General features: G+C 40.9%; 21 protein-coding genes. 7 read left to right on the top strand and 14 right to left on the bottom strand.

From position 1 onward, the window contains the following. Window positions 1-160 precede the first annotated feature (160 nt). Complete coding sequence (gene tnpB / locus CZ367_RS14210; RefSeq protein ID WP_077195478.1) at window positions 161-505, bottom strand: IS66 family insertion sequence element accessory protein TnpB; 345 nt, start codon at window positions 503-505, stop codon at window positions 161-163. A gap of 209 nt (window positions 506-714) precedes the next feature. After that, window positions 715-1,794 (bottom strand): serine hydrolase domain-containing protein, encoded by a 1,080-nt coding sequence (locus CZ367_RS14205; protein ID WP_237581886.1) that lies wholly within the window; start codon window positions 1,792-1,794, stop codon window positions 715-717. Between the two features lie 298 nt (window positions 1,795-2,092). Here CZ367_RS14205 and CZ367_RS14200 point away from each other — a divergent pair, with 298 nt between their 5' ends. The 6 genes from CZ367_RS14200 (at window position 2,093) to CZ367_RS14180 (ending at window position 8,658) form a co-directional block, all read left to right on the top strand. Then, entirely contained in the window at window positions 2,093-2,482 is a 390-nt protein-coding gene (locus CZ367_RS14200) for a hypothetical protein (RefSeq protein ID WP_237581878.1), read from the top strand. Next, window positions 2,479-2,631 (top strand): hypothetical protein, encoded by a 153-nt coding sequence (locus tag CZ367_RS16370; RefSeq protein WP_237581876.1) that lies wholly within the window; start codon window positions 2,479-2,481, stop codon window positions 2,629-2,631. The genes CZ367_RS14200 and CZ367_RS16370 overlap by 4 nt, the downstream gene beginning before the upstream one ends. A gap of 113 nt (window positions 2,632-2,744) precedes the next feature. Further along, a complete protein-coding gene (locus CZ367_RS14195) occupies window positions 2,745-3,980 on the top strand; it encodes a transposase (protein ID WP_449421171.1) in 1,236 nt (411 codons plus the stop codon). A 131-nt stretch (window positions 3,981-4,111) separates the two neighbouring features. Further along, window positions 4,112-5,710, top strand: coding sequence for a helix-turn-helix domain-containing protein (locus tag CZ367_RS14190; RefSeq protein ID WP_077197588.1), 1,599 nt, complete (start codon window positions 4,112-4,114; stop codon window positions 5,708-5,710). Between the two features lie 179 nt (window positions 5,711-5,889). Further along, window positions 5,890-7,329 (top strand): hypothetical protein, encoded by a 1,440-nt coding sequence (locus tag CZ367_RS14185; protein ID WP_077197587.1) that lies wholly within the window; start codon window positions 5,890-5,892, stop codon window positions 7,327-7,329. A gap of 12 nt (window positions 7,330-7,341) precedes the next feature. Next, window positions 7,342-8,658 carry a zinc-dependent metalloproteinase lipoprotein gene (locus CZ367_RS14180; RefSeq protein ID WP_077197586.1) on the top strand — a complete coding sequence of 439 codons (1,317 nt, stop codon included), beginning with the start codon at window positions 7,342-7,344 and terminating at the stop codon, window positions 8,656-8,658. A gap of 520 nt (window positions 8,659-9,178) precedes the next feature. Here the strand turns inward: CZ367_RS14180 and CZ367_RS14175 are convergent. From CZ367_RS14175 to CZ367_RS14150, 7 genes are all read right to left on the bottom strand, one after another. Continuing rightward, the gene (locus tag CZ367_RS14175) at window positions 9,179-9,580 is read right to left on the bottom strand and encodes an A1S_2505 family phage non-structural protein (RefSeq protein ID WP_077197585.1); all 402 of its coding nucleotides are present in this window, start codon (window positions 9,578-9,580) and stop codon (window positions 9,179-9,181) included. 221 nt (window positions 9,581-9,801) lie between these two features. After that, window positions 9,802-9,972 carry a hypothetical protein gene (locus tag CZ367_RS15665; RefSeq protein WP_154669352.1) on the bottom strand — a complete coding sequence of 57 codons (171 nt, stop codon included), beginning with the start codon at window positions 9,970-9,972 and terminating at the stop codon, window positions 9,802-9,804. A 9-nt stretch (window positions 9,973-9,981) separates the two neighbouring features. Next, window positions 9,982-10,449: a hypothetical protein gene (locus CZ367_RS14170; RefSeq protein ID WP_077197584.1), complete on the bottom strand. Its 468-nt coding sequence runs from the start codon at window positions 10,447-10,449 to the stop codon at window positions 9,982-9,984. A gap of 76 nt (window positions 10,450-10,525) precedes the next feature. Continuing rightward, window positions 10,526-12,103, bottom strand: a complete 1,578-nt coding sequence (locus tag CZ367_RS14165) for a hypothetical protein (RefSeq protein ID WP_077197583.1) — start codon at window positions 12,101-12,103, stop codon at window positions 10,526-10,528. Window positions 12,104-12,194: 91 nt separating this feature from the next. Then, window positions 12,195-12,878, bottom strand: coding sequence for an IS630 family transposase (locus CZ367_RS14160; protein WP_144006054.1), 684 nt, complete (start codon window positions 12,876-12,878; stop codon window positions 12,195-12,197). Continuing rightward, window positions 12,794-13,210 carry a helix-turn-helix domain-containing protein gene (locus tag CZ367_RS14155; protein WP_202613149.1) on the bottom strand — a complete coding sequence of 139 codons (417 nt, stop codon included), beginning with the start codon at window positions 13,208-13,210 and terminating at the stop codon, window positions 12,794-12,796. The genes CZ367_RS14160 and CZ367_RS14155 overlap by 85 nt, the downstream gene beginning before the upstream one ends. A 70-nt stretch (window positions 13,211-13,280) precedes the next feature. Continuing rightward, the gene (locus tag CZ367_RS14150) at window positions 13,281-15,254 is read right to left on the bottom strand and encodes a ComEA family DNA-binding protein (RefSeq protein ID WP_317041835.1); all 1,974 of its coding nucleotides are present in this window, start codon (window positions 15,252-15,254) and stop codon (window positions 13,281-13,283) included. 635 nt (window positions 15,255-15,889) lie between these two features. Between CZ367_RS14150 and CZ367_RS14145 the strand changes: the two genes are divergently transcribed. Further along, complete coding sequence (locus tag CZ367_RS14145; RefSeq protein WP_077197581.1) at window positions 15,890-16,657, top strand: hypothetical protein; 768 nt, start codon at window positions 15,890-15,892, stop codon at window positions 16,655-16,657. A 235-nt stretch (window positions 16,658-16,892) separates the two neighbouring features. Here the strand turns inward: CZ367_RS14145 and tnpC are convergent, their stop codons facing one another. The 5 genes from tnpC to CZ367_RS14120 all read right to left on the bottom strand — a co-directional run bounded on the left by tnpC (window position 16,893) and on the right by CZ367_RS14120 (window position 21,194). After that, window positions 16,893-18,635 carry an IS66 family transposase gene (tnpC, locus tag CZ367_RS14140; RefSeq protein WP_077197580.1) on the bottom strand — a complete coding sequence of 581 codons (1,743 nt, stop codon included), beginning with the start codon at window positions 18,633-18,635 and terminating at the stop codon, window positions 16,893-16,895. Window positions 18,636-18,698: 63 nt separating this feature from the next. Continuing rightward, window positions 18,699-19,043, bottom strand: a complete 345-nt coding sequence (gene tnpB / locus CZ367_RS14135; protein ID WP_004339067.1) for an IS66 family insertion sequence element accessory protein TnpB — start codon at window positions 19,041-19,043, stop codon at window positions 18,699-18,701. A gap of 48 nt (window positions 19,044-19,091) precedes the next feature. Continuing rightward, window positions 19,092-19,748 carry a transposase gene (locus CZ367_RS14130; RefSeq protein WP_237581872.1) on the bottom strand — a complete coding sequence of 219 codons (657 nt, stop codon included), beginning with the start codon at window positions 19,746-19,748 and terminating at the stop codon, window positions 19,092-19,094. Then, on the bottom strand, window positions 19,745-19,969 hold the full coding sequence (locus CZ367_RS14125; RefSeq protein ID WP_077197578.1) for a hypothetical protein: 225 nt from the start codon (window positions 19,967-19,969) through the stop codon (window positions 19,745-19,747). The genes CZ367_RS14130 and CZ367_RS14125 overlap by 4 nt, the downstream gene beginning before the upstream one ends. Before the next feature lie 148 nt (window positions 19,970-20,117). Then, window positions 20,118-21,194: a hypothetical protein gene (locus CZ367_RS14120; protein WP_077197577.1), complete on the bottom strand. Its 1,077-nt coding sequence runs from the start codon at window positions 21,192-21,194 to the stop codon at window positions 20,118-20,120. Between the last annotated feature and the right edge of the window lie 494 nt (window positions 21,195-21,688).

Genomic DNA, 21,688 nt, shown 5'->3' with positions numbered 1-21,688 from the left:
TCTTAAGCTCAGCATCCCTTTGCTCAAGAAGTTTAACAACAGCTTCCCGAGTGAGAGAATGGTAGTCAGATGTCATTGTGCAATAAGGCATATCCGTCACATTATCAGTTCTTTATACGATGTAAAATTACAAAAAATATCTGACACTGGCAAGAAAATACTAAGATTTATTGTATCTTTTTCTTCGGTAGCAATTAGGATTTATACCTTCAATATAGAGTACCAATTCGTCCCAGCGAAGTTCATAAAATCCAGCTCTCGCCCGTATGATTTTAGGACTCAGGCAACCCTGTGCCATCTGTTTATGATACACGACAAAACCACAGCGTTCCCAGTGCAGCAATTTAATTCGGTTACGGGCTCGATTGTAGAAAACGTAGACAACACCATCAGAAGGATTGAAGTCATTGCTGCGTACCAATTGGGACAGGCGAAGAATACCCTGACGCATATCCACAGGAGTGCAACAAACCCGAAAAACATTTGTTTCGTTGAGTACAAACATAAGTTTTTCGGGCAAAGGTAGTAAAGCAAAAATGTTACACAAAGGCGGCTAATATTGGATGCTTACATTAGTAAGATTGTCAAAGAACTCATTGGCTGGCAGCCTAAGGCGGCGTAGCCATATACTCAAATTTTAACGAACTATTGAATGAAGCGTTCTATATAAAAAAGAGTCTATTTCAAGATTCCAAACCTATCGTTTTATTATCTTTAGTGTTTTCCGTTTTCAATTTGGTCTATAATATTACGAACCAACACCTCGTATTCGTTCCATTTATTTTCACCCAAACGTACTGCAACTATGTTATATTTCGGATAAACAACAATACATTGTCCAAACAATCCATGTGCATATATTGTTTTACTGGTTGTAAAATTATACCAACCGAGCGAATAGTTGTTATTATTATCTTTTATTGCAGGTACATATATTTGTTCCACCCATGCAGAATCTACTATTTGTTTACCTTCCCAATTTCCCTTATTTAATACTAATCTGCCTATTTTTGCCAAATCGTGTGCATTGGTATTGATGCCTCCATAACTCTTTGCATTTCGATTTTTTTTGCTATCAAGGGTTACAGTTGCCAAAGTTTCCATACCTAAAGGTTTCCAAAGTTTTTCACTTAAATATTGTGCATACTTTTTACCTGTAGCCCTTTCAAGTACATAACTTAAAATGGCAATTGTCATACTATTGTATTCATATTGGATACCGGGTTCACTTTTAAATTTTAGCTTCTTAATTTGACGTATCATATCATGCCCAAAATACAACAATGCCATTGAGCAGAAGGGATTAGAATAGTTTTCTTTAAATTTTAATCCTGCCTGCATATTCAGCAGATGCCGTATTTTTAAGCGTTTGAAATGCTTGTCAGCAGTACATAGTTCTGGAATATAATCGGTTACATAGTCATCTATGCTATGTATCTTGCCTTCTTTTACGGCTATTCCGCATAGCAATGCAGTAATGGATTTTGAAACAGAAAAGATATTTACATTATCTGATTTATTTAACCAACCATTATAATGTTCATATATTATCGTGTCGTTCTGTATAATCAAAAAAACTGATGCACCACCGTCTCTGCAAGTATATTCGGCAAAGGTTTTATTTTTGATAGGTTTGCCATAGTTATTAAAGTTAAATCTCATAGTGTCTAATATCCGTTCATTTGTTGGCTGCTCTGCAAACAGAAATACAGAATTTGGATTATTATAGATAGTGTCGTGAGCAAACAACTGACCATCACGAAGATTAGGTGCGTGTTTCACCAATGCATGCATCTCTCGGAAAACAATGCATGAACTCAATGATATGATAAATAATAAATAGAGTATAAATTGAAAAATATTTCTTATCATTTCTTCAAAATTAATATTTTTACGATGTCAAAGATACAGCTTTTTTACTGAAAACAACAATAATACCGTTTACTTTTTTTGTAACAAGGTTAAATTCAACACTCTGTTAATATTTAATTGCCTGAAAATGAGTAAGTTATTTAATAATATATAACTAATAAAATTTGACTAAGTATCTGATTTTCAGTAACTTTATAGTTATTATAAGAAATTAAAAGGTATGAAATTTTCAGAACCACTTAGCCAATATGAGAAACTCCTCAAGGATGCAATCCAAGCATCTGTGAAAGAATCTGGTGCAAAGTTAGCAAAAACATTCCAGAATCTTCTCGTTGAGATGCTGACATTATACATGATTTTACCCAGGAAGATAAATTTCACTCAGCTGGCACGCTATGGCAGCCATTGCGAGCAGACCTATCGTCAGAACTTCAACCGCAGGAAGAAGGACTGCATCGACTGGCTTCTACTGAACTTGTCCCTTGCCAGGCATGTGTTGGATCTGGACGCCTTGTTGGCCATAGCCATAGCTCCGTGTTACATAAGCCAAATCAGGAAAGAAGACTCCTTCATATTGGACGGTTCTGGTCGGGCTGTGCGAGAACGGTGAAGCATGGTCTTGAGATTATGGGCATTGGCTTGCTTGATATAAAGAACAATAAGTGTATGATGTTGCGTGTCCAACAGACTTTGGGGAACTCGGTGCTGAAGATGCGAAGCAAAACACTTGTCGAGTATTATATAGCAATACTCTGTTAATAATCACATAATTGTTTGAAAATGAGCGAGTTGATTAACAAAACATAACTAAATAAATTTGGCTAAGTGTCTGATTTTCAGTACTTTTATAGTTGATTTAAGACTTTAAAAGTATGATGATTTCAGAACCACTTAGCCAATATGAGGAGATCCTCAAGGATGCAATTCGTACATCAATGAAAGAATCTGGTGCAAAGTTTGCAAAAACTTTCCAGACTCTGCTCATCGAGATACTGACTTCATATATGATTTTACCCAGAAAGATAAACTTCACACAGATGGCTCGCTACGGCAAGCATGGCGAGCAGACCTATCGTCAGAATTTCAATCGCAAGAAGAAAGACTGCATCGATTGGCTTCTGTTGAACCTGTCTCTTGCAAGGCGTGTGTTGGACATGGATGGCTTACTTGCCATTGCTATAGACCCATGCTATATCAGCAAGGCCGGGAAGAAGACTCCTCATATCGGACGGTTCTGGTCGGGATGTGCAGGGGCGGTGAAGCACGGACTTGAAATCATGGGCATCGGCTTGCTGGATGTTGCCAACAACAAGTGCATGATGCTGCGTGCCCATCAGACAATAGGGAACTCCGCGCTGAAGATGAGGAACAAAACACTCGTCGAATATTACATCAGTGTTATAAAGCGGTATTCAAAGAAACTGCTGAGTATCACTGATATAGTAGTGGCTGACGCATTCTTCTCCACATCCACGTTCGAGAAGAGCATATCGGAGCTTGGCTTCTATCTGGTCAGCCGCTTCCGTGACAACGCTTGTCTGCATTACATTCCCAAGGGGAAAAAGAGGCATGGACGACCAAGAGTCAAGGGAGACAAGATTGACTTGGCAAACCTCAACCTCTCATGCATAGAAGAACTGCACATTGATGGACTGGACGGAAAGGCGTACACCCTCGAGGTTTATGCCAAGGCTCTGAAGAAGAGGGTGCGACTTGTCGTCTGGCGAATGCCCGGTGGAAAGTGCAAGTTGCTCTTCTCGACAAAACTCTCAATGACGGGTGAGGAAGTATTGAAGACATACCGCACTCGTTTCCAGATAGAGTTCTGCTATCGCGACAGCAAGCAGTTTACGGGACTTATGGATTGTCAGGCAAGACACAAGAGACAGTTGGACTTTGCGTTCAACGCATCGTTCGCCTCACTGAATGCCGCCATTGTCTTCATAAAAGACAATGGCATGGACAATTCCATGGCAAAAGTTAAGTCGTTGATGTTCAATGCGAACTATACGAAATTAATTTTCGACATGTCCCGATGCCGACCGAACCGAACTTTAATTAGTAAGATTGTCAAAGAACTCATTGGCTGGCAGCCTAAAGCTGCGTAGCCATATACTCAAATTTTAATGAACTATTGTTTTAATACTATTGGCAGACAATACCACTATTGAAAAGGAAAGAACATTTTTTTGAAATAGATATTCATCTCGCATTCAATATAAAGTTGTATCTTTGCAATATGAATTGGAAACGTTATAGCATCGTCCTGTGCTCTCTGCTCCTTACACTGCCATTGATTCATGCGCAAAACGAGGAATGGAGCGGGCTGAAAACAAAAATGACAGAAAGACAACTGCTAAACATGGCAGACGCTGCGCTCGTTGTAGGTAACCGCCCTGACAGCGCACTGATTTACAACATCATGCTAATCACTAAACTCCAACACAAAAAACGACTTACCACCGAGGAAAAACGCTACATCGCCATAGGCTACAACCGAAGCGGATTCATCTATATGTTCTATCTTTTCGACTACGCCAGTGCCATGGAGTGCCTCATAAAAGCTAACCAATATTGCGAAGACGAAAAACTGCGCATATCCATCAATCAAAACATGGGACACCTCTATAGCCTTTATGCCGTATGCTTCCCATCGGCAAACAACGTAGAAGCGGCACGCCACTACTACCGAAAGGCATTCAACAAGGCACTCCAGATGAAAGACTGGACAAATATGGTGTCCTCGTTCATCAACTTCTGGAACTTCGGACTGGAAAAAGAAAACATCAACGCATTCAGGAAACAGACCGACTTGTTTGAACAAACACACATCACCAAATCCACACCACACCAGCAATATGCCCGAATGATGCTGAAAGTGGTCAGAGCACTACAAAAAAAACGCTACGCAGAAGCCACCGCCACATTGAAAAAACAAATGAAATACGGAGGGAACAGCATAGACGATCGCCTGCGATGCGCCTCATGTTGGCACATAGCAAGCATATATAAAATGGCAGAACAACCAGACTCGGCACTCGCCTACTCCTTGAAACTAGAACAAATGGGCAGAACCCTGAAACTGAAAGACGTGGAAACTGATGCCGACAAACTGCTCTGCGCACTGTTTAACGAAAAAGGAAAGAAAGAAAGCGCCGACCGATACCAACTGGCATACTACAGAAATCGAGACTCACTGCTCATTGCCAACAACCTCAATAGCGTGAAAAACTATCACCTGCTCAGCAACATGCGCAGCCTTGCAAACGAAGTGAGCAACCTAAAACAAAAACGCCGACTACAAAATCTATTGGCACTCCTTAGCGCTGGTATCGTACTCATAACCATAGCTTTTCTCATTATACTCTTCAGAAAAAACAGACGACTGAAAAATCAAAACATCACTCTCTATCAGAGAATGCAACTACAAATTACCGGAGGCAAACCAAAATACAGCAAAAGCAACCTCGACGAAGAAGGAAAATCCATGCTCAGACAGAAAATAGAAAAAGTAATGAAAGAATCGGAAGAAATCTACAGCGAGGATTTCAGCATCGAACAGTTGGCAAAACTATGCCATGCCGGGAAAAAGGACATATCACAAGTCATCAACGAAAAGTTCGGACAATCCTTCATTCTGCTCCTGAGCGAATACAGAGTGAAAGAAGCGTGCCGTCGCATGAACGATATAACCAACAGCCAACGATTCACACTTGAATCCATCGGACACAGCGTAGGCTTCAAGGCAAGAGAAAGCTTTTCGAGAGCCTTCAAAAGAGTTACAGGATTGTCACCATCAGATTATCAGAAAATAGCAAAAATACATACAAAATCCTAAAATTGTGTGACTTTTTATGTAAAGTCACACAATTTTCCATTTTTTATTAACCTTTTCCACATAATTGTTTAATTTTGTAACTGGCGAAACGCAGCGTTCCATCGCACGAAGACAGCACTCAAACCATCGTGCAGACAATCCGATTCGTACATAACAATAATAATAATAATAAAACACTTATGAAAAATTTTATCTATGCATTTCTCCTGCTGACAGCATTGGCATTGGCAGGCTGCGAAACAGACGAAACACGGGCAGTGATACCCGATCTATCGGCAACTGCCATCGAAACCGGAACAGAATCATTCAAGTTCAGCGTTGAAGGACACCCGACAGAAGCCGGAGCATACATCTGCCAACTTGCAGCAGAAAAAGCTCCCACACCTGCCACAATACTCAAAGACGGACAGGCATTGTCGCTACAAGGCGGGAAACAGGAAGTAACCATCAACAACCTCCTCCCCGAAAAAGACTACGTTGTATATATAGCAGTACGCAACGTAACGGAAGTAAAAACTACAACACTCGCATTCACAACCGGAAAAACATACGCCTACGATGTAGAGCTGAAAGAAGGATGGATACAGTACTACGGAGACTTCTATAAAAACAACATAGGCTATTACATGCTGGCCTTTACCGATGGTCCCATAAGCACATCAGGACTCCCAACCCGCGTGAACGACCATGCGCTTCGCCTCTTCATAGGCGATGTCCTCTCAAACGACAGCCGAAACGCAAAACTGAATCCAGGCACCTATCATCTGTCTGACGGACACGAGGTAGGCACCGCCGATGCTTTCAACTGTAACTTCGTAATCGCAACAGAAGTAAAAGACGGAGTGGCATCAAACGGATACGAATACAAAATCGTTGACGGAGATGTAAAAGTAGACCGAACAAAAGACGACGTCTATACATTTGACGCTGACCTGAAGATTGAAGACAACGGCATAGAGAAAAACATCAAATGCCACTTCAGCGGAAAGCTCCCATTCACCTGCCTTGACCCGGCAGTTTACAACCCACTGGAGAAAGACGTGAACGTAGTTCCAACCAATATGTCAGGCAACTACTCCAAAGACAAAGCCGGACAATACGGAACATATAATCTGACATTCTTCAACACGCCCATCGACAATAGCGGATTCATCTCAGGAGCAGGCGACTTACTTAATCTCACACTGCTCACACCCTACAGCCCATCCATGGACATCAGCAAATTGGCAGGCACATACGACAAGGTAGTGACGTCCGCCCCTGGCATAACCCTACAACCATTTACAATCATCGCAGGTCTGTACGGAGAAGTGTTCGGAATGTATGTCCCACAAGGAACGTATTACACCCGCATCGGCGATGCACTCGACTTTGAGTCAATAGGACTGGTGAGTGGAGGAAAACTTACCATTACCACCAAGGGGACAGACATCACGGTCAATGGAGATCTGACAACACCACAGGGTAAACACATCACCATTGACTATACAGGCCCCACATCAGGAATTGCCGACTACAGCCAACACGCAAAACCCGGAATCCTCGGAGTCAGGAAAAACAACATCCTGAGAAAAGCCATGCCCCGAAAAAGCATCAACAATTCATTTTTTAACAAATAAGCGAACACGATTATGAAACAGATAAAAAAAATCATGGCATTCATGATTCTCGGAACAGCAATGCTTTTTGCTTCATGCGAAGATGAGAATGTAATACAAAACTCAATACTCGAAATTGACGAAACAGAAATAAAAGCCCCGGTAGAAGGAGCAAAAATAAACATCAAGGTCACATCAAACGTGGCATGGACTATCTCATCGAAACAAGGATGGGCCGTTCCTGAAATTACAAACGGAGAAGGCAGCCGAGAAGTAGAAATCAATATAACGGAAAACCTGTACAGAGATGAGCGAAAAGACATTCTCACCATCGCAACAGTAGATGGAACACAAACGAAAACCATCGAAATAGTACAGGAGACTGCCCAGAAACCTGATGAGAACTACGCTTACAAACTTCCCGTCGTATTTCATGTCATCTACCGAGACGCAAACAACGAAAAGCAAAACTTAAGCGAAGGATACCTAAAAGAAGTGCTATCCGATGTAAACAAAATATGGAAAGAAGCCGCACCTCACCTCAACGTAGAATTCGTCATGGCAACAGAAACGCCTAACGGGGTCACAATGACCGAACCAGGAGTACACAGAGTACAGTGGAACATCGATAAGATAGACTACAAACGGTTCATGGGGTATACAGAAGCTGCTCCAAAACGCTACAGAGATTTGTTGTGGGATCAAAACCGCTACGTGAACATCTGCCTGTACAACTTCTCTGATCCTGATATCACCGGCGTCACAACACTCCCATACACCATAGCCCCCGACACGCTCGACGGTCTGGAAAAACTTCCAAACAACATTGCGCCGACCGAATTGCCCATCTCATATTGCGTCAGCGTAAACAGCCTCTATGCCTACACCAAACCCGGAAACAACCTCGAAAGCACCAACTTCGTATCAACCATCGCTCACGAATTGGGACACTACCTCGGACTGAGACACGTGTTTGGAGAAGATGCCAATATGAAAACCGACTACAACGAAGACAGCGACTTCTGTAAAGACACACCCACCTATAACCGTAAGAAATACCTGAAGGAGCTTTCAAAATACAAACTGGCACATCCAAAATTCACACAGGAGGACGTAAACAAGTGGATATTGAGAACCAACAGCATTACAGGCGAACAGTTCACATCGAACAACATAATGGATTACTATTGGACGCTCAGAAACAAATTTACAGAAGAACAAACCAAAAGAATGCAATACGTATTGCTGCACAGTCCGTTCGTACCCGGACCGAAAATTCGCACAGCTAAACAGAAAATCGTTTCCAAGCGAAACTTCAAAATGCCCGTACGACACACCATCTGTCAGTAATCACACACAACAGAAAGAAATAAACAAAAAATCAAACCACCCGGAACACTCCATCTTGTTTCGGGTGGTTTTATATTGGGTACCGGGTAGTGTCCTTAAATATGTGTAATTCATCTTTCCTTTCTCTGTACTTCCACTGCTTTTTATTCTTTTCTATTGCTGTCCGGTAAAAATAAACTGAAAGCTCTGTATCTCTTTATCCATCGGTATTGCAGCCGTTTTACTCATCCTGGGGCTTGGTTTTCAGTTTCAAACTGTAAGCATTATAAAATGCACTTATTTTGACAAGAAAAGACCTATAATAACCGATAATTCTAAGAAATAATAAGTTTAAGTCTATTTTTACTAACACAGATAGCCACCAAAAAGTTTTACCGGACAGCAATAATACGAAATTAATTTTCGACATATCCCGATGCCGACCGAACCGAACTTTAATTAGTAAGATTGTCAAAGAACTCATTGCCTGGCAGCCTAAGGCTGCGTAGCCATATACTCAAATTTTAACGAACTATTGTTATTATAGCAAGTTCACAATAACATCTATAAATGGTTTGGGAAATGAGACATTGGGCAATGCTAACGCTTCTAAAAAGAGCGGTGCAATTTCTTCATCGCTAAAGCCAGCAATACCGCATCCAATGCGTGTAAGGAGAAATCTATATTCAGGATGCAGGCGCGCAAACTCAATAAAGTCGTCAACGTATGGTTTGATAGTTTCTACACTTCCCTCCATTGTAGGAATAGCATACGACTGTCCTTGCAGACCAACTCCCTGCCCCCATACGGCTCCAAACTTATCTAATGCTAACCGAGCAGCACCAGCACTATGATAGCCTTGTAAATTGCTACCAAAAACAAACACTTCATTAGGTTCAAGCTTTGTTATATTTTCATTTGCAAAAAGAATCTCATCATTCATAATTCTTAAAAATTAAATATTTTACAAGATGTAACGGAATTGTAGTCAACTTCTACAAAACTTAATCTTTTTTATTTTCCTTTACTTATTTTCGTTATATCGCCATATTCATTAAAGTACTTCCATAAGAGATAAACCCGCATTCTTCCTCTATCTTCAATAATACTTTCGATAAACCGTATATACTCCTTAAAAACGATATGACAGCCTTGCCATATAGATTACTTACAATCTAAATTATCACTACATAGTATCTTATTTTTAAGTTTTACATATCTGACTTCCATCTTATTAAGCAACGTCTCTGGCTCAAACAAGAGCATATTTGGAAGATTTTCTATAGAAATTTCCAGTTCTGCAAAAAGCAGAGAATGGCTTTCTGTCAGCTTCATAGTCTTCGTTCAACTATAGGTTATCAACTCGAAGGAATAATTATCAGAAGAATTGGGATTTATGGCAAACCCCCACTTAAATTGAAGAAATTGCGAAAAAGCATTCATCTTTTCGAAGATTGTCCCAAGTTCACTTAATTCAATACCTTTTTTAAACACGAAATTAACGATAATATTGCTTTCCCATTTTTGAGAGTCTATATCAATCTGTTTAAATATCTCCGTTAGGTTGTTTCCTTTCACAGTAGAAAGATATATTCTGTTTGCTGAAAATAAATCATCAAAATCAGTCCTTAGCAAAGCTATAAACACTTCGTAATGCATTCTAAGTAATGACTCGCAGTGCATCTGCTTTATCTTATCAACCAAACGACATTTATCATAGTCTCTTAAAGAACTATTACTAAAGTCAGGCTGAAAATCTTCCTGCTTAAATATTTCAGAGTCAAGAAGACTCGTTAAATCAATATCATTCATACGATATTAAAAAGGACCTTAAAGAAAACTTCATCATCGACTATTTTTCTTTGAGTTTTGTTCTGTGGTAGGATTATTATTTCTTTTTCAAATTTTCTTCTGCTTCCATTAAGCATAGCGTAGAGTTTTCTCGAATCAAATTTAGCTCACGAAACAGAAGCGGAAGCATTTTCAACAGTTCCAAACTATACTTTTCACTGTCGATAACATGTCGAAAAATAGCAGAAAAGTTTTCTCGGGTAATAGGTAATTTATGTGCTACCGCAACTTCCCGTATTATAGCTGTTAATTTTTCCATAGTAAAAAGTTCTGAAAGATGTTCTGAAAGAACATTGCTTATCTGTGGAGAATGGTCTATATGGATTTGATCCAAACTATCTACTTTCATAACGCGGGGAGCAGAACTACCGTCTGCCGTTTCGGTTAGCATTCTTGCCGTTCTACCATCAAGCAACGTAACCGTAACCTCCTTGGTTGCAGTGTCGATCATCATTGCATTCTGTTCGCTCAAATCTGCCAGTATAAAATAGCCCTTATCAGTTGCAATACGGATTTCGGCAGAACAATCATTCACCCATTTCTTAAAGTATTTGTATGCGTTTTTGTACATAGTTACGTCTGCAGGAAATTTCTCACTCAGTTGGCATATGCGCGCTATAAGCCCTATTGGGAAAAACACATCCTTACCCTCGCTTATGCGGTTTTGGCTAATTATTCTAAAATAGAAGTTGTCTTCAAGCGTAGAGTAGTCGTAAGACTTTACAGTGTCGCAACTCCTCATTAGGGTGTTTTCTGCAAAATCTTTATTAGAACTTTCATCAATATCGAATGCATCACAAATATACTCTGATAAGAAAAACTGTCTATACTTTCGTAACGCACTAATACAGTTTCTTAACGCCTCAATAGGCATAAGCTGTGTGTTGTTAGCTCGAACTTGCCCCTTTAATATCTCTTCAATGTCAAATAACAGCTTAACAGCATCCTTACTTCGCTTCTCTTTAAAATATCTTGGTACCAAACCAAAGACACTATGCACGTCAGGTTGCTTCAGCGTTATCACTCCACACAGTTCTCGATCCAACCGCTTCAACCGCGAAACATAACTCTGCGCACTTGCTATGCCTTTTTCATCAACATTCGTAAGCCAGTAAAGAAATTCGTCTTCGGCAAATAAACGCTTATATGCGTTCGCTTCTTCAGTACTACACTGAATATCTTTTTCCAACTTGCCGCTCATTATTGGCAAAAGCCATTCCTCAATAAAGCGACGATAATTTCGGAACGCACTTCTCCTGTCGCTTGCATCCTTGCTATCACGTTCGTCACCCTCCTTTTTAGAGAATACTAACTCATCATCAAGAATAGCAAGATATTTATCAAACAACGCTGAAACACCTTCTTCGTCATTTGCTTTTACCATTTTGGGAAGTAAAGCAAAGAAATCGTCCTCCCAAGAAAAATAATTCTTATCTGCAGCTTTAATATAGTATATATATGTTTTAGCAACATTAGATGTTTTCCTATCAATAGAGATCATCCATTTCTCATATTCTTCTGACATATAAGGCACTTCAATGCCTAAGAGATCTCTTTCGAACTCTCGTGTAATTTCGTGATCTAACTGAATTACATAATCTACATATCCTTCCATAAATTGTATCTTTTAAATGATTACTTTTGCAAAAATATAAATTTCCATCTAATAATGCAAATATAAGTTTTTGATAAGTAACTAATCAAAATTAAGCGACATGTTTAGAGAAGTTTATACGCAACCCCTTTCCGATATCTGCCAAAGCTCTGTTGGTGGTATAGAAAAGTATGTCAGTAGTTATATAATCTTGTGGTCTTATCCACTTGCCTTTAAGAATATGCCAAAGTGTTTCCGCAATATTCAATTGTGGCGAATATGGAGGCAAGAAAAAGAGGAAAAGTCCTCTTTGCTCCCATATTGGGCGAAGTTCTTTGATCTTCTTGTTTCTATGTACGGAAGCATTGTCAAGGACAACAAAAGTGTCCATCTCCAAGTTGAACGAAAAATCATCAAGGAAACTGAGGACTTTATCTGCCGTCATCTTTTCGAATGTGGTGAATCCATTGTAACGGTTATCACGGTCTATCATTCCAAAGATATTGAGTCGTGCCACCCTTTGGGAGGGGACATAAACATCCTCCCCTTGCAGTTGCCAACCGTAAGGGACATATCCTTCAGTACAAGTGTGGCTCTCATCAGCATAATAGAGCCTAATGCGTCCTTCAGACGCTTGATTTTCAAGTTTTTGCAACTTCTCGACTTTGTATTCATAGAGTTGCGGCGAGGGTTCTCCCCTTGGGCGTTTTCTTATTCGCTTATATCTTGCGCCAATGCTGATAAAAAACGTTTGAATGTTGAGTCGCTTGCCTCTTTGCCCGAGGCTTGCTCCCATGCCGCTCTTGCCTTGCTCACGCTCTGTCTGTCTTGCTCTATTGCACGACGCACAGCATCCTCGTCCGAACTGTCCATGATAGGTTTTCGACCTCTGCCAGAACGGGTATTCAATCCGTCTATTCCTTCGGACTTGAAACGTTTTACCCAAGCGTTTACGCTCACGTGGCTCATTTCCGTTTGCACGCCCGCTGCTGCAGAAGACAGTCCGTCTGCTTTCAGTAACACAGCACGACAACGCATGCGGAAGCAGTGCTTTTCGCCTAAACGAAATCCTTTTTCGAGTGCGAGGCGTTCTGCCTCTGTCAACTCCAATACTTTTGGCTTTCCCATTGCATATAAAACGGAAAAATACAATAAATATTTTATGTAAACTAATTTTGCTCACTTACTTATAAATAGTTTACATCTTCCATCTCAATTGTAGGTCTAATGCGCTCATTACACAAGAGTTGATTTGTTGTAAACCTGAAGAAATTTGGTCTCTATCAAAATACTTCGTCATACCAAACTTTACTACTCCCACAAGATGGCTGTTTATCTTCGTTTGGGCAAACACAGCAAAGCGCAGCCCTTCACCATAGTAAGCAGGGAAATAAAAGCTATATGCCATTCCACGCTCATAAGTATAAAGGCGTGAAGCGTAACTCTCTGTATGAAAATAGCCTACCGAAGAGGCGGTTTGCAACCAATCAAGGGGGTGCCACGTAGCAGTTTCGCTTACCATATAGCCAAAACTATTTGTTTTAAAATGATTATTTGAAAAATCAAGTTGGGTTTTACAACTCCATTTTGGTTGTAAATAGGTGTAAGACAGTCGTCCTCGGTGGGTTATATCATTGAGCAAAAAAATGTGCTTGGCATCGTCTTTCTGACGCAACTTAAACTGATGGCGCAGCAAGAGTGAATGATTACCACGGGCGTATATAGCAGAGAGAAAACTATCCCACGCACTACTCGCCACTGAGGCTTGATAACGAGGTTGGGCGAAATAAGCATAGTCGGTAAAACACATCAATGTAAGATGGGGCAAGGCTACCCACTTAGCCCCAATCAATAATCCCAACTCGTTTTGCGTTCTCCCACCTTCAGCAAACGAATTAGCATATATCCCCCAATATTTAGCAGCATAGTAACGCTGAATAGCAGTAAAAGAGAGGGTGTGCGTTGCCTGCAAAGCTACCGTATTTACCGTTGCAAGTCCACCATTTGCAGAGAGTGCTGTTTCGCCATTCACATTCCATCGATGATTTATATAACCATAACTCAACCCAATATTCCCAAAGCCACTACCTTGTGGATAGTTCAGACGGAAACATTGCGACACATTAGGCTTTAAAGGTCTATTAAAAGAGGTGTAAAGTCCTGTTAAGCCGAATGTAAGTCCATTTTTTCGCCAATTCAAATTTCCTCCAAAAGCACTTTGAGACGCATTATGTTTCTTACTTATCTCCATTGGCGTGCGGTGATAGCCAGAGGTTAAGAGGGTGCGGATACTCCCATCAGAATTTAATGTAGCATCGCAATAACGATAAGAAGCAAAGGCGGTAAAGTCAACAAACCTCCCCAAAGCCACAGTAGCTGCTGCGCCTTGCAGATAAGTGGATTGGGAGCGAGAGGAATGTGGACGAACAGCATTGTACGAACGCCCTTCGGTGGTCAGCGATGCCACTTTTCCGAAACTGAAATCTGTATTCATTACCAATCCTTGCCCAAAACGCACCTTGTATCGTCCCACAACAGCCGCCTTCAACTTCCCTAACTTTCGCACCATTGCATAAAAACTATAATGGTCGTAACCCAACTTGTTCACACCTGTAAAAAAAGGTTCACCAGCATCTTGCGCACCCACCAAACCTAATTGGAAATAATCGGAATAAGCCAACTTATAACGCACAGAATGGGTATAGGGATAACCCAAGTAGCCATTTTCATCGCCTTTACGCTTATAAAAAGGAACTTTACCCGTAAAAACAATTGTATGTTTGCCACGCTTCAGCATTTGCGAAAAGGTGGGAACATTATTAGACTCTACAGGCTGCAAATAAACAAAACAACACAGCAGGTCGCGCCTCACAGCATCGAGCGACTCTATCATCATCAATTCGCCTAAAGTCTGCATATTGTGATACTGATAGATATAAGCCAAAATGTCTTCCACTTGCTGAGCCGAAAGAAAAGGTAATTGCTCTAAGTCGTCACGAGTAGCGACGTTAAGATTTATAGGGTTCGCCTCTAAGTCGCACAACAAGTTATAATACTCCTCTATAACCTCAGTGCTTTGCTCCTCAGACACCAACAGTTCCTCATATATTTCTTCCCACTTATGCGCACTTTGAGCCGATAAAGAACTTGTAATAAATAATGTCAATATCAAAATAATTAGGCGTTTCATAACAACTTCAAGTCTTAGCTTTATACCTTACAAAGGTAATGAATAGAAAAATAAGAAACAAATATATGATTACAAAAATGAGAAAATAAGCAACAAAAAGCCATTACAAGTACTCTCTACTTCGAAGACAACAACATATTTCTCACTTTCCTTTCGCGTACAATAAGCCTACACCTCATTATTCTATTTTTCCTCTACCAAATTTCCATCGCTCAACCATCAACCTTAACAAAGCCAAACATATATGTTTGAGGGTGCAAAACATATATGTTTGAGGTGGTAAAACATATATGTTTGGGGTAGTAAAACATATATGTTTTGCAAACAGAATATAAAACACTAATAATCAGACAGTTACAAAGACAACTTTTTAACAACAAGTTCTTTTTGCAATTGGTCTAATTGTCGGGTAGGAGAAATGATATGCACCTACTTTCTTTTTTGCGTCCAAACTTTTTTATAGTGATTGGACTATTTTTTACATATTTTTTGCATTAACAAAATATTACAGCTATCTTTGCGATAGAATGAGTTTATATTATGAAGAAATGTAACAAGTTTGCACTATCTTGGTAGAACCTATATTAAACATTCAATAAATTCTAAAATTATCTCGTATGAAGAAAAAAACTATTTTACTATTGAGCTTGGCAGCGATGCTTTGTACATCTGCAACCGCCCAAACAAAGGAGTTTTCTCGCGGTATCTTTAATAGAATCGGTGTAAATGCTGGTGTTGGAACCGAAGGTATACATCTTTCTGCTGCAAGTCCTTGCACTAATTTATTAGAGTTCAGCGTAGGAGTTAATATGATGCCTGGTATAAAAGTAAAGGGCAAAGTGAATGTGAAACAAATTATGGCAGTAGAAAATAATAACTACATTGACGAAATAGATTTGGAAGGCAATTTTGCTCGTACAACTGTAGATTTTAAGGTAAACTGCTATCCTTTTGGTGGCAATAGTCCTTTCTTTGTTGCAGCAGGATTCTCGTTTGGTGGTGGTACGGTTGCAAAAGTTACAGGTCATAGCGAAAGTATCCGCCAGAAAATTAGTGGAAATCCGAGTTTGGAAGGACAAATTGTTGCCGAATTGGACAAATATAGCATAAAGTTTGACAAGAATGGTGATGTGAAAGGTGAACTGCGCGTGAACGATTTTCGTCCTTATTTAGGATTGGGCGTTGGCAGAATGATAACCAAACATCGTGTTGGCTTCCGTGCTGAATTGGGTTGTCAATTTATGGGCAAAATAAAAGTCTTCCAAGATGGAACTGAAGTAAATATTAATGACACCAAAAGCGGTGATGATACATTATCAAATATCGTAAAAAAACTAACTGTTTACCCTGTTTTAAAGATTGGTATCACCACACGTATTCTCTAATTCTAATCGTTTTAAAACATCTAACGATTTCATTCTCTAACCAACAAAGGCTGCATTTAAGCTGTTAAAGTCAAGCGAGTGTATTTTAGCTTCAATACACTCGCTTTTATTTTTTAGTAGGGCTAAATAGGGTCTGCTAATTTACTTCTTTCATACAACGTAAGCATCCAATATTAGCCGACTTTCACACCAACAAATAACCCTTATATGTCTGGCAGCATATAAGGGTTATTTGTTATTTGAAGTTTGAAGGTAGCATTTTCGTGAGTTCCTCCTCCGTCATATCTAGCAGGGACCTTGAAAGAACTTCCTTCATCCATTTGTATGGCTCTATGTCTGCTTCCCTGCAACACGCCATGAAGGTATAGAAGATGGCGTTGTTCTCTGCTCCCTCATTGTTACCACAGAACAGGTAGTTCTTTCTTCCAAGCGTGATGGGTCTGATGGCCTGTTCCATGAGGTTGTTGTCTATGTTGAATCGTCCGTCCTGCACATACCTGCCAATGCGTATCCATACGGCGAAGGCATAACGCAGTGCCTTCTCCATAGCTTCGCCTGGGGTGTACTGTTTGTGTACATCCAACATATAGGTCTCCAAATACTTAAGAATGGGGTAAGCTTTAGCCTTTCGTTCTGTCTCCACGTCCTCGGGTGGTGCTTTCTTGTGTTTGAGGTTTTCCTCCAACTCATAAAGCGTGGCTATCGTTTCGATGATATGGGCGGCGTTTTTATCGTCAGCCGCCAGATGTTCGAACTTACGTCTCACGTGTGCCATACATCCTAACAGCACGATGCCCTGAACGTTCTCAAACCTGCTGTAGACCTCATACCCATCAGACTGTATGGCACCCTGGTAGCCCTTGAAGAGCTCATCTGCCACAGCGCCCGACCGCGACCCGTCCTTCCAATGGAAGAACACACCCTGGGAGTGCATGGCGTCACGCACGCCCCACAGGTATCCCTTGCGCGTCTTTCCTTTGCGGTCGGCAACCTGTACGCTGGTCTCGTCAACCTGAAGATAAGGACTTTGCAGAATCTGTCTTACTTGAAGTTTGTAAAGCGGATAAAGCGCATCGGCGGCATCGTGAACCCAGCTATTGACGGTTGAGGTGGGGATGTTCACGCCCAGTTCCTTCCATCTTTCACATTGCCTATACTCGGGCTGGTGATAGGCGAACTTGGCGGTGATGATTTCGGCGAGCAGGGAAGCGTCGGCAAAACAATCCACCGCTTGCTTTTTCAAGGGGGCTTCCAGGATATCGACCTTCGCATCCGTTGGACGGGCTTCCTTCAGGCGGCAGATGACACGATCTTCTACCCTGACATAAAAGGATGAGGGACGCAGACACAGATGCTCACTTCTATCATGTCCGATGATGACCATGCGCTCAGCGTCATAACCCTCTGGATATATCTCCGTCACCTGTCGCTCTATATTCTCGGGAACATAGGAGGCGTAGGCCCTGCCCTTTCTGGAAGGACGGCTCGCACGGCGTGATGACCTGCGTTGTCCGGTCTGCTGTTTTATCTCCTTGATGATGGGAAGGGCTTCTACCCGAGCCAGGGAACCCTCTTTGGCCCACTGCTCGTCAAAAAGCGTACCCGCCCAGCCGCTTGCACTCTCAGGCAGGCGTTTCTCGCTGCGCCTGCCAAATACCATGCGCTCAAGTTCAAGAATACGACGGGACTTTCGTTCCAGCTCAGCATCCTTAATCTTAAGCTCAGCATCCTTATCCTTGAGCTCAGCATCCTTATCCTTGAGCTCAGCATCCTTATCCTTGAGCTCAGCATCCTTATCCTTGAGCTCAGCATCCTTATCCTTGAGCTGAGTATCCTTGTTCTTAAGCTCAGCATCCTTGTTCTTGAGTTGAGTATCCTTGTTCTTAAGCTCAGCATCCCTTTGCTCAAGAAGTTTAACAACAGCTTCCCGAGTGAGAGAATGGTAGTCAGATGTCATTGTGCAATAAGGCATATCCATCACATTATCAGTTCTTTATACGATGTAAAGTTACGAAAAATATCTGACACTGGCAAGAAAATACTAAGATTTATTGTATCTTTTTCTTCGGTAGCAATTAGGATTTATACCTTCAATATAGAGTACCAATTCGTCCCAGCGAAGTTCATAAAATCCAGTTCTCGCCCGTATGATTTTAGGACTCAGGCAACCCTGTACCATCTGCTTGTGATACACGACAAAACCACAGCGTTCCCAGTGCAGCAATTTAATTCGGTTACGGGATCGATTGTAGAAAACGTAGACAACACCATCAGAAGGATTGAAGTCATTGCTGCGTACCAATTGGGACAGGCGAAGAATACCCTGACGCATATCCACAGGAGTGCAACAAACCCGAAAAACATTTGTTTCGTTGAGTACAAACATAAGTTTTTAGGGCAAAGGTAGTAAGGAAGGAAGACCACGCAAAGGCGGCTAATATTGGATGCTTACCATACAACCTTGTGGTGTGGGTAATACAGCCTCTATGCTGTCAAAAATGCTCATAATTCTCTTTTGGAAAGTCTTCAAGCCCGATTTTTCGAAAATGAGACAAAGAAGTCCCCGTAGGAACTTTATGATGTTCTTAGCGAAGAAGCAAGCTCCTATCCAAGTGTCAGCCGTTTGGTCAAGTTTCGCTCGGATGTCGTTGGCTCGGTAAGCTCTCTTGGTTGTTCCAAATGTGCCTTCTATCTCATTTCGCCCGTCGATGGCTCTCTTCTTGTCCTCTGCGTGTGTGTCATTCTCTTCCTTGGGAGGTCTGCCTAATGGGCGGTTGTAGCAATTGATATGGCAGGACTTGATGTGCTTCCTGTTCTCCTTCCCCAGATAGATCTTGTCGGCCTGAATCTCCTTGGGCAGCATACCAAAACGCTTTTTGTAGAGTTCCAGCGGCATGCCGAGGTCGGACGATTCGTTATAGGCGTCCCAGCTGACATGATCCACATAGGTGTAACCGCTCACGATGCTGGCACCGATTTTCGCACCGAACTCAACCGTGACCTTCGCCTTGCCCCTGACAATGGGACGGAGATGCGGCTGGTAGATGCTGATGCGGTCGGCACATCTGCGGACGTTCTGTTCGAACATCATTTTTTGCTGTTCATACATCTTGAACGCTGCTTGAACACATTTGTAGGCTTATTGCCGGCGCCATTGTGACTGTTCCTCAGACGTTTGCTGTATTCCTTCTCTATCCTGTCCCAGAGAAGGTTGTCGGCCAGCTTGACCCAACGGTTGGATTTGCTCAATCCAGAAAGCGACTCTTGAAGTTCAAACAGGTCGTGACTGCGATATTGTGAGTAGTATTTCATCTCGTTTCTTGAATGTTTTAACATCCAAAGGTAGTCAGTTTGGGCGAATTGACCAAATTTTACACAACATAAATAGTTAATTATTAGACAGTTATAGTTAATTAGCAGACCCTAATTAAAAGTTCAAAAAATCTTATATAGCATTGTATTAAATCACCCAATCTACTACTTCTTGTGTGAGTTCACCTGTTTCCTCGTTAATCTGAAACTTATTAGGGGTGGGCTTCTTTACTTCGATATTTATCTTCGTACATACGTTTCGCTTAAGTGTAATGGTCTTATTATAGGTCTTAATCGTTCCATCAGCTAATTTCCACTTCAGTTCTAATACCACATCACCCGAATAGCCTTCCATTGCTGCCTTTGGAATATTGTTAAATGAGAAGGTTGAGGTGTGCTCGTAAATTGGTTCTGTACTCTTTATGATGAGCGTATTGTAAAGGTAGGTAAGTTCTAAGTGGCCTTCTTCTGGTGGAACAATATGAAATTGTAAGCCAAATACGGCTCGTTTGGTTTGCATAGTAACCACTGCTTCGGCGGTAGGGTCAAAGTCTTCTACTACACCAAACGATTTGGTAAGCCGTGGATACATTGTTGTTTTATTAGCTTCAATATTGGTGTCGCCTCGAACAATGCCTTGCATATTTTCTTTGGACGATTTGATAAACTTGTTTTCGATACGGGTTGGAGTATTAGATCTTCCGTGTAAAAAAGGCGCAAGGTATTCACCATTGCTCTGATAGATGCAATCTTCTCCATTGGTAGCAACGAGACATTCAAACTTATAAACATAACCTTCGGTAAGTGTTAAGGAGATGGCAGAGGGGTCATTGAATAAACCATAGGCAAACTTAGAATACGACTTAGCTCCCCTTTTCTTCTGATAAACATTAATAGCATATATCTTGCTTTCTGAGCGTGTTATACCTTCTGACCGTGTTATACCCTCTATTTGACTTACATTTCCTCTAATATGCGCTATAGCCCCTGTTCGTATTGTATTTCCACCTGACAGCGTTATACCCTCTGCTCGTGTTATATTTCCTCCTGTCGCAATAGGCATTTCACTTGTGCTTATTACTTCTTCATCAATACGCAAAGATACAATGCGTGTCTTCTTTGTGCTTTTAGAAGATTGCCCGTCCTCCTCAATAATTGCTTTCTCACAAGAGGTAATACTAAAGACTGCAAAGATGGTCAATAATAAAAAGGTTATCTGTTTCATAATCTCATATTTTAAGTTTTAAATTATTATTTTTACTGTTGATCACAAAGATAAAGAATTTATACGAAATATAAAACAATAAACACAAAAAAAATAAAGACATTAAAGCAAAAACAAGAAATAAAACAGTAAAATACACAAAAACGAGGAAAACATATATAAAAGGTACACACAGAAAATACTCTAAGTTTGCAGAAGAATGCGACTGCGTCGCATTCTTCTGCAAACTTAGAGTGTATTCTGAAAAATCTTCATATCTTCCTGAGCAGGTGTTGGCTCTGATATAGAATAGGTTACAATGTTTCTCAATGGTTTTAATGATGCCTTTTGAAAAGGAACCACAATCAGCACGGAAACGATTGATGGTTACACCTAATGTATCTTTTACACGTGTCATAATACGTTCCAGCGTATCTGCTTGATGGAATTTAACGTTCTTTTTCAAAGTGCGATTTCTCGCCACGAGCATGTACAAATTTCGCTTTGCTCATTTG

Origin of the sequence: Prevotella ihumii (genome assembly GCF_900155655.1) — a bacterium.
Lineage (GTDB): Bacteria > Bacteroidota > Bacteroidia > Bacteroidales > Bacteroidaceae > Prevotella > Prevotella ihumii.
The sequence above is the reverse complement of the archived record's forward strand: the minus strand, read 5'-3'. Positions and strand labels throughout refer to the sequence as shown.